Here is a 16,586-nt window from a genome sequence, read left to right as displayed (position 1 = left end):
TTTAACCTAAGGGAAGTGTATTAAAATGTTAGATATTCTAATAAAAAACGGATTCATTGTAGACGGCACAGGCAATTCATCTTATCACGGTGATTTAGGCATAAGAGATGGAAAGATAGTTGAAATCGAAAGTAATATAAATGAAGAAGCTTTAGATGTTATTGATGCAAGCGGGTTAATAGTTTCTCCAGGGTTCATTGATGTGCACAGCCATAATGATTTAGTACCTTTTATGGAAGAGAACATTCAAAATTTAAAACTTTTGCAAGGGGTAACAACAGAGCTTGTAGGACAATGCGGTTTAGGAGTTGTTCCTTGTATTGAAGATGAAAATAACCTATGGAAAAACTATATAAGAGGAGTCGTTGGAGATCCAGGATTCAAATGGAATTTTTCTAATATGTATGACTATATTAATGAAATATCTAAAAAAGGACTAAAAAATAATTACACAGCTCTAATTTCACATGGAGCAATTAGGACAAGTGTTATGGGCTTTAATAGTAGAATACCAACTAAAGAGGAAATTAATGCCATGTGTGAAATTGCAGAAAGTGCTATGCAAGCCGGTGCTTTTGGCATGTCTATTGGCCTTCAATACTTGCCTGCCATTTTCAGTACAAAAGACGAATTAATAGATATATGTAGTGTAATAGCAAAATATGATGGAATTGTTATGGTCCATCTTAGAAACCATGACGACACTATAACAAATGCACTAGAGGAAATGATTTACATTGCAGAAAAGTCTAAGGTACGTCTTCACATATCCCACATGAGGTCTTATAATTCAAAAGATTTGGGATGCGACGCGCAAACGCTTATAAGGTACATAGAAAACGCAGTAGCTAAAGGAATAAAAATAACCTTTGATGAGCATTTATATTTGTCAGGAAGCACTCTTATGACTCAACTTTTACCACCTTGGGTTACTGCTGGCGGTGGCTTAGAAATGGTTGAAAGACTTCAAAATAGTCAAATGGTTGTAAATCTTAAAGAAGAGCTTAAAAGTCATAAAACTCACTATGCGGGATGGGACAATTACAGCTTAATTACTGGCTGGGATGGAATACTTATAACATCAGTAAAAGAAAAGATAGATTTAAAATATGTTGGAAAGACTGTAGGTGCCATTGCTAAAGAATTAGGCATTGAGGCAGTTGATTTTGCATTACAGCTTCTTATATCAGAAAAGTTTGGAGTAGGAGTAGTAACACTAGATGTATTTTCAGAAGAGGATACCATTAAGTTAATAAATCATCCACTGCAAATGGTAGGCTCAGATAGCATACCAGCTGGAAATCCACATCCAAGGCTTTATGGCAACTTTCCTCTTTTTATAGGTAAATTTGTTAGAGATAAAAAGGCTCTCACTCTTGAGAAGGCTATATATAAGATAACATATTTACCTTCAAAAACTTTAGGCCTTAAAGATATAGGCGAAATAGCTATAGGAAAAACTGCGGATATAGTTTTATTTGATTTAAAGCAGATTAAAGGTTTTGAAGATTACTTTAATCCAACTAAAGCTCCTGTAGGAGTTAAATACGTAGTACTAAATGGTAAGGTTGCAGTAGGAGATGGCATTGTTTTTAATAATAGTTATGGAAAAGTTATAAGGAGTGGACTAACATGTATGATGTAATTATTATAGGTGCAGGAGTAATAGGTGCCTCTATAGCAAGAGAACTTTCGAGATATAATTTAAAAGTAGCACTTTTAGAAAAAGAAGATGATGTAACTACTGGCGCGTCAAAAGCCAACAGTGGCATAGTTCATGGAGGATATGCCGCTAAATACGGTACACTTAAAGGGCAATTATGTGCAAAAGGAAACAAAATGTATCAAAAGCTTGAAGGAGAACTAAATTTTGGATATAGAAAAACAGGAGCTTTGGTCATCGGATTTAATGAGGAAGATGAAAAGAGAATTACTACACTATATGAAAATGGTTTAAAAATCGGATGTAATGATTTAGAAATCATTAGAGGAGACAATATACTTCAAATAGAGCCCTACTTAAATAGCGCAGTAACTGTAGCACTTTACGCTAAAAATGTTGGAGTTACCTCACCTTATGAGCTAACCATCGCATTGACAGAAAATGCTATCACAAATGGTGTAGAACTTAAGCTTTCAAGTGAAGTTATATCTATAGAAAAACTAAAAGAGAAATTTATTGTACATACTAATGAGGAACAAATTGAAGCTAGATACATAGTAAACTCTGCTGGTCTTTACAGTGATACCATAGCTTCTATGGTAGGAATTAATGATTTTAAAATAATACCCAAAAGAGGTCAATATATTCTACTTGGAAAAGATCAATCGCACTTTGTGAATAGCGTTATTTTTCAAGTTCCCACAGATGTTGGGAAAGGAATATTAGTGACTACAACCTATCATGGAAACTTCATGATAGGACCTAATGCGGAAGAAGTCAGTGATAGAGATGATCTATCAACTACAGCTGAAACTCTAAGATATGTCATAGAAACAGCTAGAAAATCAATACCAGATTTCAATATAAAAAAATCATTAACTACTTTTTCAGGTATAAGAGCTACAACTAAAAAAGGTGATTTTATCATTGAGGAGAGTATAGTTGAAAAGTTTATAAATGTTGCTGGTATAGATTCCCCAGGACTTACATCCTCTCCCGCAATCGCTGAAATGGTTGTTTCTATACTTAAAACTTCAGGGTTAAATCTTGTGGACAAGAACAATTTCACTCCTTATAGAAAAGGCATAATAATTAAGAAAGACATTGATTTTCGTGGAAAAATTGATGATAGTGATCCAACCAAAAATATAATATGCCGATGTGAGCAGGTAACTGAGTCAGAAATCGTAGATGCCATTCATAGAAATATACCAATCTCCTCTACAGACGCTATTAAAAGACGTACAAGAGCAGGAATGGGTCCTTGTCAAGGAAGCTTTTGCAGTTCCAGGGTTAAGTCAATAATTGCAAGAGAACTTAATATTAATGAAGATAAAGTTACAGTTAGAGGGAACAATAATTCCAAATCACCTGTTAGAGCAGAAATAGGTTTGATTAGAAAATTCAAATAGCATAAAACAAACTGAAGGGTGATTATCATCTTTCAGTTTGTTTTATGCTATTCATATAAATAACTCCGGCTCTCTTCTAAAGACAAACTGATCTTCTAATTCATGTTTATGTCTTAAATACTCTGCATCATCATAATACTTTGCATTAGTTGGACAATTTTTAATACAAGCCCCACATTTAATGCAGATTCCATTTAATTTAGATACATCATCAAAATCAATGGACCCCATAGGACAAATACTTACGCATAGTTTACAATCATTACAATTGCTATTTGTTTTCGGGATAACCTTTCTGATATCAACAGTTATCCCCTCTTTAGACACAGGCCTATAATATTTTCTATAAGGCTTATTTCCCTTTATAATTACAGCTTGGGTTTTATCTTGAGTTTTAATTTTTTTATATATTTGATTTGCAAAGTCACATGCAATGTCCATATCTTTTTCATCAGGCCTGTTTTTAGCAAGCGTTTTAGAAAATGAATGTTCTCCTATAAATGCGCCACCAGCAATAACTTTAAACCCATTTAGTTCAAGTATATCTTTAAGTTCTATTAGTGCATCATCATAATTTCTGTTACCATAAACAACTACAGGAATTGCAAGTGCAGCATTACCTACTATAGAATTTAAATACTTTAATAATACGTTAGGCACTCTTCCTGCATAAACTGGAACTCCAATAATAACAACATCTTCTTCTGTAAAGCACACTGGCTTTTCCCTGATTTCTGGCATTGTAAAATCAATTTCATTTATAGCTATATCCATATAAGTATTCTCTGAAATTTTCCTTGCTATACCAGATACGACTTTTCTAGTTGTACTAGTAGCGCTAAAATACATCTTATTAACTTTCTTATTCATATAAATCTCCCCCGTATTTTACCTTACCATAAGTGCCACCCACGTGGCAAGTGGCAAGTGGCAAGTTTCTTTTCCACCTAATAAATAATTTTATAGTTGCAATAGAAACTATAAAGCCTTATTATTAAAATTGATAAGTATTTTACAAATGATGCATTATATTAGGGGATGATAGAATTGAATATAAAGGCTTCTACCAAGAGATTTATTAACATAAACTTTCATGCTCTTACACATAAGAATTATAGATATTTTTGGTTTGGACAGTGTATTTCCTTAGTAGGGACTTGGACACAAAATATAGGGCAGTCTTGGCTTGTGCTTTCCTTAACAGGGTCTCCATTTTTACTTGGGCTTGTTGGAACCATGCAGTTTTTACCCGTAACCTTTTTTTCATTATTTGCTGGGGTACTAACAGATAAGTTTCCAAAGAAAAAAATACTGATATTCACTCAGACAGTAGCCATGCTACTAGCTTTTACATTGTCGGCATTAGTATTCACAAATACATTGAAGTACGAATACATAATAATTTTAGCTTTATGTCTTGGTTTTTGCAATACTTTAGATATGCCAACTAGGCAAGCTTTTAATATGGAGATAGTCGGAAAAGAAGATTTGATGAATGCCATCGCTTTAAATTCTGCCACTTTTAATTTAGCAAGAATTATTGGACCTGCTATCGGGGCTATGCTTATGGGGTACCTTGGAGCAGGTTGGTGTTTTTTATTAAATGGTTTTAGCTTTATGGCAGTAATCTATGGACTTGTACATATTGAAGCAGTTACTTATGTTAGAATGAAAACCTCTGAAAAAGGCATAATAAAGGAAATAGTGGATGGCCTTAAGTATATAAAAGACAAACCTATTTTACTCGAAACCTTAATATTAGTTAGTATTATGGGAGTATTTGTTTTTAACTATGCTGTTTTAATCCCTGTATTCACTAAAAATGTACTCCATATGGGTGCAAAAACTTATGGTGTTTTGTTATCTGCACTTGGAGCAGGTTCCCTTGTTGGTGCACTTCTCGTAACCTTTAAAAGTAAAGGTACACCCCAAAAGACTCTTATGATAGGTGGCTCTATTGGCATTGGAATAATGCTTATTTTTACAGGCCTTAGTAACGTATTTTACTTAACTGCACTAAGTTTAGCTATAACTGGAATGTTAAATCTGTTTTTTTCTACAACCGCTAATTCCACGTTACAACTAAATTCTGAAGATGAATACAGAGGCCGTGTAATGAGTGTATATTCGCTTGTGTTTGCTGGATTCACTCCAATAGGAAGCCTATTCTCAGGCTTTATAGCAGAGAAATATGGAGCTAGATTTTGTTTTATATTATCTGGTATTTGTACAGTTGTATTAATATTGTTACTTATAATATGGGTTAAATATAGAAAAAAGGCAAAATCTACTTTAAATTAGATTTTGCCTTTTTTGTTCCACCAATATATGTAATTAGAATTTTAAAAGTGTAATAGTAAATTTAGTTCCTATTCCCATCACGCTTCGAACTTCAATCATTCCATTATGAGCTTCAACAATTGATTTTGAAAGAGCTAGCCCTATTCCAATGGATTCACTTTTCCTTACGGTTTTAGCTTTATAAAAACGCTTAAATATATTAGGCAAATCCGCCTCCATTATGCCTTCTCCTGTATCTTCTATTATAATTCTTGTATACAATGCATTTTCCATTAGTTCTAGTCTTATAGTTCCATCTTGTGGCGTATGTTCAATAGCATTCTTTATAATATTAATGATTGCCTCCTCAAGCCACAACCTATCGTGTTTAAAAACTATCTCGTAACTCTCACTAAAAATAACATTAACCTTTGCCTCAAAGGCCTTGCACTCCAGTGAATCTATTGCATCTTGCACCGTTTCATTTAAGCTTTGCGCATCTTTCACAATTTCTATGGCCTTGGCGTCCAATTTAGCAAGCTTGAGTATATTTTTTATGAGCCAGTTCATCTTCTCTAATTGATTTTGATTATTTAGTAAAAAATCCAACCTTTGATTTTCAGGCAACTGCTTTGTAACCATAATATCGTTATATAAAATCACAGAGGAAAGTGGAGTTTTTAGCTGATGGGAAATATCTGATAATAAATCCACTAAAAACTGTTTTTCTCTCCTAAGATCACTTAAATTACTCCTTATGATTCCTCTCATTGAATTAAAAGAAATCGCCAGCTTTGAAAAATCCCCTTCTTTATTTTCATTTATTTCTATGTCATAATCACCCTCAACTACCTTTTTAGCAGCATATGTTAATTTTCTTATCCGCTTATAGAAATAACTATATTGAAAATAGTTAAGTGTAAATAATATTGCGGTCATAATAATAAAAACAAATATAATTACGTAGTTATTTTTTATAATAGTTGGGCCAACATATGGGAAAAGCGAATCTTCTAAATCCTGTGTTAACCCATATTGTTTTAGAAATTCACTTCCACTTGAAGCCTCTTCCACAGAAATTTCCTTAGTAATAAGAGGTATGATTTTCTCCTCCATTTCAGGATTTTCTAAAACTACCCTCTTAGCAATTGCTCCTAAGCTTTTTATATAATCAGCTTTTAAGTTATCATGATTCACTTTTAAAGCTAAAGATGTAATTATTAAAAATAAAGCCATTAAAATCAAAAGAACAGCTGTACTTATTTTAAGTTCTGAATTAATAAAATATCTCTTCATATTATTGTATCCTTATTCCACTTATACCCCAGTCCTCGTTTGTTAACTATATACCCAGGTTCTCTTGGATTGTCTTCTATTTTATCCCTTATTCTCTTAATATAAACAGATAGCGTGTTTTCATCAAAAAAAGGGTCTTCCCCTTCTAATAATTCACCTAATATCTCCTCCCTCTTCATTAAAACATTAGGTTTATTCATGAATATTAGTAAAAGTTTGTATTCTTGCGCTGTAAGATTTATAATCTCACCATTTTTCCTTACTGATCCTTTTACATTATCAACAATTATATTTCCACTTTTCAATATATTTTCTACTAATATATTTTGAGAGTTTATTATATTTTTAGAACTTCTTCTAATTAGCGCATTTATCCTTGATAAAAGTTCTCTTACGCGAAAAGGCTTTGTTATATAATCATCTCCACCTATTTCAAGACCTTGAACTATATTAACCTCTTCATCACAGGCTGTTAGAAATATTATTGGCACATCACTAATACCCCTTATGTACTTACATAATTCATATCCATTTCCATCTGGCAAGTTAACATCTAATAAAACTAAATCAAACCCTTCTAAAAGGAATAGTTTTTTTCCGCCTTCTACCGATCCAGCTCTAGATACCTCGTAGCCACCATCTTTAAGCGAAAATTCTATTCCAATGGCCAATGATTCATCATCTTCAACTAATAATAATCTATTCATACTTTTTTCACCTCATTTTAAATATTGTAAACAATTAACACCTTAATAATACCTCAATTATGGGTTAAATTAAAGCAAACTTATAGATAAAAACTGGAAAAGAGAAGATTATTAATTAATAATCTTCTCTAACTGCTTCAATTAGGTTTTCTTTCTTAATTCTTGAAAGAGGTGATAACACTGACAAATACCCTATTATAATAGCTGCAGTTACTGCCGTAGCTATTGCATTCCAAGGCAGATTCCATCGAAATTCTCTGACATCCCCCATGGATTTAAACAATAGATAGGATATCCCACAGCCTATTATTGAACCATATATGGCACCAACTATGCCATAAAGAAGTCCTTCTAGCACAATCATTTTCTTTAAGCCCTTTTGAGTTAGCCCTATGGATTTTAATGTAGCAAACTCCCTTTTTCTAAGGATAATATTTGTTGTTAAGGTATTTACAATATTAACACTACCTATTAAGGAAACTACCAATACAAATCCATACAATAATATTTTTATCATTAATAATATGGATTTCGTTTTTCTATTACTATCAATATTATTTATTACCATTAAAGAGGCGTTTGATTTTATGATATTTTCTATTCCTATTTTCCCTATATCTTCATTGTTTATGTCCTTAAGAATTATGTTTAAGTTTACAGGTTTAATCTCCTTCACACCTATTAATTTCTTTCCCATCTCCTCACTTGTAATAATATTCAAGTTATTATTTACTTGCATATTGTTAAAAGGAGAAGTTTCAAGAATTGCCATAACAACAACCTTTTGAACATTACCATTACTAAATTCTGTTTTTACTTTATTAGGTTCACGCCATTCACCCGTAAATTGTAAATCTATTTCATCCCCTACTTTTATATCTGCTAGTGGTCCAAAATAATCCTTTTGTGTGTTTTTATTGCGTAATCTATATTTCTTATACAATATCACTCCATTTCCGCTGTTTAACTTTTCTATATCAATATTTCCTGACTCTAAATACTTTTTAGAAACTTCTAAAGAATCCTTATCATAAATTATAATACAACTTTTCATAAGGGTTTTTTTAACTCCAGCTAAAGTCGTTTTTTTGTATATATCGCCTATATTTTGTATTTCTTTAATTTCGCTATTACTATTAATTTCCATATTGAAAATGTATGGATCATATACTTTATATACCTTATCAACTGATTTAAGTTCTCTAACTTCATCTTCAATTTGCTTGTCTATAGTTATGTTTTTTGTAGTACCCCCGTTACTTTTTACAACCGAAAAGTGAATATCTTTTGATTCATTAAGATCCGAGGATATATTTAGTGTCATATCCATAAAGGATTTAAATGTGACAAATAACACCACACTTATTACTATTGAAAAAACAGTTATTCTATATCTTTTTCTATTTCTTTTTATGTTTTTAGCCGCCATTGCTCCTTCAAACCCAAATATTCTTTGAATAACTACATTTTTTCTTCTCTTTATTTTCTCCTTTGTTATTGATGTTCTACCGCTTATAGCATTTAGTGGTGAAATTCTACCTGCAAAGTATGCTGGCACTAGTGCTGATAGATATATTGATGCAAGGCCTACTGCTGCGCTTATTAATAAAATCATAGGTGATACTGAAATTTTTATAGGCATAACTGAATCTACACCAATTAATTTAAACGCAATACTTATCCCACCGATAGCTATAATTCCACATATGAGCCCTAGTGGAATAGCTATTATTGATAGTATTGTTGCCTCTCTTAGGACAATTTTTCTAATTTGCCTTGGAGTAGTTCCCACTGCTCTTAAAAGCCCAAACTGTTTAATTCGCTCTACAACACTTATTTGAAATGAGTTGTATATTACAGCTATTGTGGCTATTAAAACTATTCCAATTATTATTGCAAGAGCTATATATAAGCCGCCAAGTCCTGAACCTGATTCCCCCGCTCCCTGCATTTGTATCAAGTAGCTGTTTTCCCTAATGGATTCTTGCTCCCCTAGCTGTCTTAATTCTCGCAAGGCATTTTTTAAGTTTGTCTTTGAGCTTACTTCTACGAGTAATGATGCATTTTCTTTGCGAATATTATTATTTTTAGATAAAATTAGTCCGTTACCATTTAACTGATTTTGTATATTATCCTCGAGTATTCCAACAAGAGTATATTCACTATCTATAACTTTAATTTTGTCTCCTACTTTAACGTCTTTATCTATATATGATAATACCCACTTTTCCATTGCCACTTCATTTTCTTTATCTGGTAGTCTCCCTTGCTTTGCGTTATAAGGAAAAAGTTCTAAGCCCTTATCTGTTGCTGTTATTATGTTAACTACTAATTTATCGCTTATCTTTATTTCCTCGCTTTGATTAAAAAACCCACTTCTAGAAACTTTAGGATTATTAACTATCTTTGAAACCAACTTATCATCCGCTTTTAGAAATGCTAAATGAAATGATCCTCCGCTATTTTTAGCATCTTGTATCTGAGCTTCCTGCATTCCATTAAAAAACAACCCTATTGTCGATATAAGAGCAACGGATAACATTATTCCTATGATTGTAAGTATTGTTCTTTTCTTGTTTTTCTTTAAATATATCCCTGTTAGCTTTTTATAACTTGTAATCATCCTTTATCCTCCTCCTAGCTTACTTTCAAACACTTATCAGCAATTATTTCGCCATCTTCAATGGTTACAATTCTATCTGCCATAGCTGCTATATTAACATCATGGGTGATAAGTATTAATGTTTGATTATATTTTTTAGCCGTAAACTTCAATAATTCTATAACATCTTTTGAACTTTTACTGTCAAGATTCCCTGTGGGCTCATCTGCAAGTATTATTGATGGCTTATTGAATACTGCTCTACCAATTGACACCCTTTGCTGTTGGCCTCCTGAAAGTTCAGAAGGGAGATGATTTCTTCTCTCGCTTAATCCAAGTACTTTTATAAGTTCTTCTAAATATATTTTATCCACCTTATCATTATCAAGTAGTGCTGGAAGAGCTATATTCTCTTCCACATCTAATATAGGTAATAGATTATAAAACTGAAATACAAAACCTATCTTTCTTCTTCTAAATACTGCAAGTTTTTCTTCCTTGTAGTCGTAAATGCTTTCGCCATCAATGATTACATTGCCATCTGTTGGTCTATCTAGACCACCTAACAAATGAAGAAGTGTACTTTTTCCAGAACCCGATGCTCCTACAATTGCTACAAATTCACCCTTATCTACTGAAAAATTAATATTTTTAAGTGCCTCTACCTTATTTTCACCTTTTCCATAAGTTTTAGTTAAATTTTCAACCTTTAAAACTTCCATTTATATCTCCCCTTTTCTTGTTTTCTCATCACTATAAACATATTATACTGCATGCTTCCTTCACACTCCATATCACGACGCTTACAAATAAGAAAGGTTATCTTACAGTTTTGTAAGATAACCTTTTTAAGAAAAGAAAAAAATTACACCTATTGACAATATTTTAGCTTGATCTTTAATCTATATAAATTTTTCATTAAATATATTAGTTAAATTTAAACCTTCTACCTTTTGCTTAATTTTATCTATATCCAAAATATAAAGTCCTATTTCCTGCATTCTCTTAAAGTACTCTGCTCCCGAAAAAGTATATCTATTTATCCTTCCTTCTTTAGTTTTTATCTTTTCGTTTGCATAGGCTATTATATCTCCAACAGCTAGTGCTCTCGGTAATATCAAAAGAGGCAATTCCAGATAGTTTCTTACCGCATTTTGGCCAGCTAAAGCTCCTGTTATCATCGCTTCAGTGTGTCCTATAAATAAACCAGCCTTCTCACCTGCGCAGAACAGATTATCAACACCTAAAACCTTCATATCGTCTGTCCTTGGCGCTATAGATACATATCTTATGGAGTTTCCCACTCCCCCTGAATATGGATCTATATATCTTGCATTTTCAAGTCCTTTTATTTTTCTTAATTTTTCTAATGGATAATAAGGAGTCATAAGTTTTACATCCCCTGTATCTATTAGAATTATATTTTCAGCAAACTCTTTTAGTGCATATTGCTGACATACCTTTAGTTTAAGTTTGTCTAAATTTACATCCTCCTTTGGAACTTGTATAACCACCACACCTACTTCATCTAGTGTCTTTACAATGTCTATTGATAAAGAACCCTTAGCTAGTTTACAAGAGCCACTGAAAGCACCATATCCTCCATCTTCTCTTTCCCCTTTTAAATCCTCAATGCCTGCTTTACTACTTATACTTACTCTTCCACCAAAAGTTGGACATCTCAAAACACACATTACACATCCGTTGCCATATTTAGTACAGTTATTCATAGGCCCTGTTGAACCTGTAGTTTCTATAAATACATCTGCTTCCACATACTTCTTATCGGATAAATATATTCCTTTTATTTTGTTGTCTTCTATTTTAATATCAACTACTCTTGCTATCATATTTACTTCTATGTCCATATCTTTTAAATATTTTACCACTGCTGGTTCAATCTTGTTTGTATCGCAAAGCCAAGCATTTTTATGACCTGGAAAATCTATGTTTTTATGCTTACTATTTTGATCAGTCAAATTTATTAATTCTCCTGTGCCTAGTGCTATCATTTCTTCTGCTGCAGCATATCTTCCATTGTTTCTCATTATACCACCTACATTACCAAGCCCTAAAAGCATATCTGTTCTTTCATATAACGCTACCTCTGCCCCAGCTTTTTTTGCTGTGATTGCAGCGCTGCAACCCGCCCATCCACCACCAATTACTATAACTTTCAAAATATTTGCCTCCCTTACAATACATCTATAGGTTTTGCTTCCTTTAAATTCTATTGCAATAGCTGTGTTTTTATTACTCATATCTAATTTTGAACTCTAACCAATAAAAAGCATTTCATTAAATTTCACTTTAATGAAATGCTAAGTTATTATACCTCTGACAGTGCTTTCTTAATCCACTCTGTAAGCATAAGTTCCATATCAGCCTCACCCTTTGAAGGACATTTCTTAGCTAACTTTTTAGCCTCTTCATAATATTTTAAAGCCTTTTCATTGTCATCATTATAAAACCCTTCATAAGCCATGAGAAGTCTTTTCTTACCAAGCATAAATTTTGCTAATTTTATATATTTTTTAAGATTCTTATCATATAAATCATCTATAAAATCCCTATCACACCTTCCAACAAGTTCAATAAACATTCGCTCACAATTAATTTCTCTTTTAAATAGTTGAGCCAATTTATCAATATGAGGGATAAAAGAATCAATACTTTGCTTTGCACTGTCAAAATCCATATTATCCAAATGATAAGTATACTCCATCAATCTAACCGCAGTATTTAATGGGTTACAAAGATCTGAACCCACACTGAGTTTGAACATTTCAAGGGGCATATCCTTAATTCTCATACCTTGAGCTTGAAGTCCATAAACCTTAAGCTGAACATAAAATCCATTTCTAGCTTCCTCATCTTTAATTATTGATAGTACATTATATGCATCATTAGGAACTCCATCTATTTTAAATGGAATTCCATTTGTAAGTGCTGCCATTATACCACCTGCAGAAGTTAATACTAGTATAGCATCTAGTGGAAATGCCACTGCTTGTACAAAAACTACAACTAATATGCTTGCTATAGATACTATTAAATTCATTATAACTCCGCCAAAATTATATATAACAAAGGGGTACTTGCCATCCTTCAAAACTGGAGGCATCATAAGACACTGCCCCGCTGTACCTGGTATGTTAAATTTTTTACTTTTTAGCTTTCCATCTTCCTTTATCAAAGTAAAAGAACCAATTCTAAAAGATACAAAAGAATATCCTGTCATAAGTCCGAAAATAAGGTGACCTGCTTCATGTATAATTATGTGTATTAAGTATCCTATAATGAATATAACGATTAACCCATAGACTTTAAGTAACTCCATAAATATATTATTACTCTTAACATGCTCACTCATAAAATTCTCAAAATAAGTAATTGAACCACAACCTATGGCCGCACCAAATGCTGCGCCAATAACAAGAAACATCATTATAGATGATATGTTACTTTTTTCTTTACGTTTTATAGTTTTTTCTTTTTTAATCATTATAACCCTCCCGTGATTTCATTACACTAATTCTATCACATTAGCTTTGCTAATATAGGCGAATGCTGTCATACTTTCACAACTTTTTTATTCTTACACCTTTCTATTTTATTCATTAAAAAAATCCTGCTAACTATAAAAGTTAGCAGGATTTTTATTCTCATAAGTTTATGCACTCTTAGTTAACTCTCTTTTTTCATCATTGAACACATCAACATCTAATTCCCCTTCTTGCTTAGCTATAATAACAGTACAAATAGCATCTCCAGTAATGTTTACAACTGTTCTGCCCATATCTACAATTCTATCTACACCCATTATCAGACCAATTCCTTCTAAGGGAAGACCTACAGACACAAACACCATAGATAGCATTATTATAGAAGCACCAGGTACTCCTGCTGTGCCAATAGATGCAATGGTTGATGTTAAAACCACTGTTAACATCATACTTATAGTTACCGGAATACCATATGCTTGAGCTACAAAAAACGTAGCTACACCCTGCATAATTGCAGTACCATTCATATTAACTGTTGCACCTAGTGGAATTGTAAAAGCAGCAATTCCCTTTGAAACTCCTAATCTTTTTTCGCATATATCTAAATTTACTGGTACTGTTGCATTACTACTAGCCGTTGAAAACCCAACCGACATAACTGGGAAAAACTTCTTATAGAATGTCTTTATAGATAATCCAGTAAGACCTTTTAAAAGACCGGCATATCCTATTATTGAAATAAGTAATAGACCTAAATATATGGTGAGAATATATTTCATTAATGGAATCATAGCTGAATATCCTACAGTAGCAAAAGTTTTAGCTATAAGGCCAAACACACCTATAGGTGCAAATTTCATAACTATTTCTACTAACTTCATAATTAAATCATTTAAGCTTTCAAGAAAAGTAATTAATATCTTACTTTTTTCTCCTAACAAGGATAATCCTACACCGCTCAATACAGCAAATACAATGATTTGGAGCATATTCCCTTCAGCCATAGCTAAAATCGGATTTTTCGGTACCATTTCAAATAACGTTTGTACCAATGGTGTTTTGGTAGCAATTGTAGTTTCTATTGCTTTTGCCGTTGTTAAATCTAGTCCTGCTCCTGGCTTTATAAGATAACCTAAGCATAGTGCAATAGCAATAGATACTGCTGTAGTAGTTAAATAAAACGCTACAGTCTTACCACCTACCCTACCAAGTTTCTTTATATCTCCCATACTTGCCGTACCATTTACTAAGGAAATAAATACTAGGGGAACTACAAGCATCATTATTCCTCTTAAAAAGAGTTGTCCTACTAATTCAAATACACCATTTATTAAAATCGTATCTTTAATAACTCCACTTGGAAATTGAAAAACAATAATTCCAGTAATTGCTCCGAGTACTAGAGCAACAAGTATCTTTGTAGTTAAACTTAACTTTTTCATATGCATACATACTCCTCCTTTGTATAGTTTAATAGCTGGTTATGGAATACCACAACCAGCTATTAAAATTTTTTATATATTGAATTAATAGTATACTCTATATAGCCATTAAATGCTTAGCTGCTATTCCTGGTTCAGTCATTGCTACTGTATCTAGTATTTCGTTAAGTTGCGATTTCGTTAATATGCTCTCTTTAAGGACAAGTTCAATTACAGATTCGCCTGTTGCAATGGCTTTATCTGCAATTCTAGCAGCTGCCTTATATCCTACATGTGGCACTATTGCTGTAATTATACCTACACTATTATCTACTAAAAGCTTACATCTTTCTCTATTAGCAGTAATACCTTCAATACAATTTTCTCTAAGAGTATTAACTCCATTAGCTAATGTTTCTATAGATTCATACAATTTATAGAATATAACTGGTTCAAAAGCATTGAGTTCTAATTGTCCAGCTTCTGCTGCCATAGTTATAGTCATATCATTTCCTATAATATTGAAAGATACTTGACTCATAACTTCTGGAATTACAGGATTTATCTTTCCTGGCATTATGGATGATCCATTTTGTTTTGATGGAAGATTTATTTCTCCAAAACCCGTTCTAGGACCTGAAGACATTAATCTTAAGTCATTTGATATTTTAGAAAGACTTACTGCGCAAACTTTAAGAGCTGAGGAAACGTCTACAAAAACATCTATATTTTGTGTTCCATCTACTAAATCTTCTGCTTGATGTAAATCTAGATTAACAACTTTATTGATCGCTGGTACAATTTTTTCAAAATACTCTATATCTACATTTATTCCTGTTCCTATGGCAGAAGCGCCCATATTTACAATCTTTAGACCTTCGCTAGCTTTTTCTAGTCTAGCAATGTTTCTTTTTATTACTGAACTATATGCATGGAATTCTTGTCCTAATCTAATAGGTACAGCATCTTGCATTTGAGTTCTTCCCATTTTAATAACATCATCAAATTCTTTTGACTTTTCTATAAGAGCATCATCTAGTTTTCTTAACTCATCTAAGGTTCTTGGAATAAGTTTTAGAGCTGCCATCTTTCCTGCTGTTGGAAATACATCATTTGTAGATTGTCCCATATTTACATCATCATTGGGATGAACTTTATCATAAACACCTAATTTACCGCCCAATATTTCATTTGCTCTATTAGCAATTACTTCATTTGCATTCATATTTCCCGATGTACCTGCTCCACCTTGGATGGAATCAATTATAAATTCATCATGTAGTTTACCAGATATAATTTCATCACATGCTTGAATTATGGCATCTCTAACCTTTTTGCTCATAAGTCCCGCTTCATTATTAGCTACAGCTGTTGCTTTTTTTACCTCGGCAAGGCTAATTATTAATTCTTTGTGCATCTTTTTACCTGTAATATTAAAGTTTTCTGCTGCTCTTAATGATTGAACTCCATAATATGCTTTTATAGGTACATTTTTAGAACCACAAGAATCACTTTCCACCCTAAAGTTTTGCAATATTTTATTCATAACAATTCCTCCTCATTTACTATATTATACTAATAGTACCACTTATAAATAGTTTGTCAAATTTATATCAATATTTCAAAGTATAATAAACAGGGTGCAAAATATATTCCAAGTTTAATTCTCCTTGTATGTTTGGCTATATACCGTACTTTA

12 protein-coding genes are annotated in these 16,586 nt (G+C 32.4%); 3 read left to right on the top strand and 9 right to left on the bottom strand.

All coding sequences use genetic code 11. The features are described 5' to 3' along the window. The first annotated feature begins 25 nt into the window (after positions 1-25). Together ACREWB_RS01785 and ACREWB_RS01780 are read left to right on the top strand one after the other, a co-directional pair. Positions 26-1,645, top strand: coding sequence for an N-acyl-D-amino-acid deacylase family protein (locus ACREWB_RS01785; RefSeq protein ID WP_431545769.1), 1,620 nt, complete (start codon positions 26-28; stop codon positions 1,643-1,645). After that, positions 1,633-3,075, top strand: coding sequence for an NAD(P)/FAD-dependent oxidoreductase (locus ACREWB_RS01780; protein WP_431545768.1), 1,443 nt, complete (start codon positions 1,633-1,635; stop codon positions 3,073-3,075). The genes ACREWB_RS01785 and ACREWB_RS01780 overlap by 13 nt, the downstream gene beginning before the upstream one ends. A 51-nt stretch (positions 3,076-3,126) precedes the next feature. Here the strand turns inward: ACREWB_RS01780 and ACREWB_RS01775 are convergent, their stop codons facing one another. After that, positions 3,127-3,945, bottom strand: a complete 819-nt coding sequence (locus ACREWB_RS01775) for an EFR1 family ferrodoxin (protein ID WP_431545767.1) — start codon at positions 3,943-3,945, stop codon at positions 3,127-3,129. A gap of 177 nt (positions 3,946-4,122) precedes the next feature. On the opposite strand from ACREWB_RS01775, the gene ACREWB_RS01770 reads away from it, so the two are divergent. Continuing rightward, positions 4,123-5,376, top strand: coding sequence for an MFS transporter (locus ACREWB_RS01770; RefSeq protein WP_431545766.1), 1,254 nt, complete (start codon positions 4,123-4,125; stop codon positions 5,374-5,376). Positions 5,377-5,409: 33 nt separating this feature from the next. Here ACREWB_RS01770 and ACREWB_RS01765 read toward each other — a convergent pair whose 3' ends face one another. The 8 genes from ACREWB_RS01765 to ACREWB_RS01730 all read right to left on the bottom strand — a co-directional run bounded on the left by ACREWB_RS01765 (position 5,410) and on the right by ACREWB_RS01730 (position 16,433). Further along, positions 5,410-6,651, bottom strand: a complete 1,242-nt coding sequence (locus ACREWB_RS01765) for a HAMP domain-containing sensor histidine kinase (RefSeq protein ID WP_431545765.1) — start codon at positions 6,649-6,651, stop codon at positions 5,410-5,412. Further along, complete coding sequence (locus ACREWB_RS01760; protein WP_431545764.1) at positions 6,648-7,358, bottom strand: response regulator transcription factor; 711 nt, start codon at positions 7,356-7,358, stop codon at positions 6,648-6,650. The genes ACREWB_RS01765 and ACREWB_RS01760 overlap by 4 nt, the downstream gene beginning before the upstream one ends. Positions 7,359-7,473: 115 nt before the next feature. Further along, positions 7,474-9,981, bottom strand: coding sequence for an ABC transporter permease (locus ACREWB_RS01755; RefSeq protein ID WP_431545763.1), 2,508 nt, complete (start codon positions 9,979-9,981; stop codon positions 7,474-7,476). A gap of 14 nt (positions 9,982-9,995) precedes the next feature. Next, the gene (locus ACREWB_RS01750) at positions 9,996-10,682 is read right to left on the bottom strand and encodes an ABC transporter ATP-binding protein (protein WP_431545762.1); all 687 of its coding nucleotides are present in this window, start codon (positions 10,680-10,682) and stop codon (positions 9,996-9,998) included. Positions 10,683-10,862: 180 nt separating this feature from the next. Beyond that, entirely contained in the window at positions 10,863-12,221 is a 1,359-nt protein-coding gene (locus tag ACREWB_RS01745) for an FAD-dependent oxidoreductase (protein ID WP_431545761.1), read from the bottom strand. Positions 12,222-12,289: 68 nt separating this feature from the next. After that, the gene (locus ACREWB_RS01740) at positions 12,290-13,465 is read right to left on the bottom strand and encodes a site-2 protease family protein (RefSeq protein WP_431545760.1); all 1,176 of its coding nucleotides are present in this window, start codon (positions 13,463-13,465) and stop codon (positions 12,290-12,292) included. Between the two features lie 168 nt (positions 13,466-13,633). Next, positions 13,634-14,914 carry a dicarboxylate/amino acid:cation symporter gene (locus ACREWB_RS01735; protein ID WP_431545759.1) on the bottom strand — a complete coding sequence of 427 codons (1,281 nt, stop codon included), beginning with the start codon at positions 14,912-14,914 and terminating at the stop codon, positions 13,634-13,636. A gap of 91 nt (positions 14,915-15,005) precedes the next feature. Then, positions 15,006-16,433: an aspartate ammonia-lyase gene (locus tag ACREWB_RS01730; protein WP_431545758.1), complete on the bottom strand. Its 1,428-nt coding sequence runs from the start codon at positions 16,431-16,433 to the stop codon at positions 15,006-15,008. Between the last annotated feature and the right edge of the window lie 153 nt (positions 16,434-16,586).

The sequence above is a fragment of the Clostridium sp. genome (assembly GCF_050717635.1).
Lineage (GTDB): Bacteria > Bacillota > Clostridia > Clostridiales > Clostridiaceae > Clostridium_AD.
Note: the sequence above shows the minus strand (reverse complement) of the source record. Positions and strands in the feature narration are given on the sequence as shown.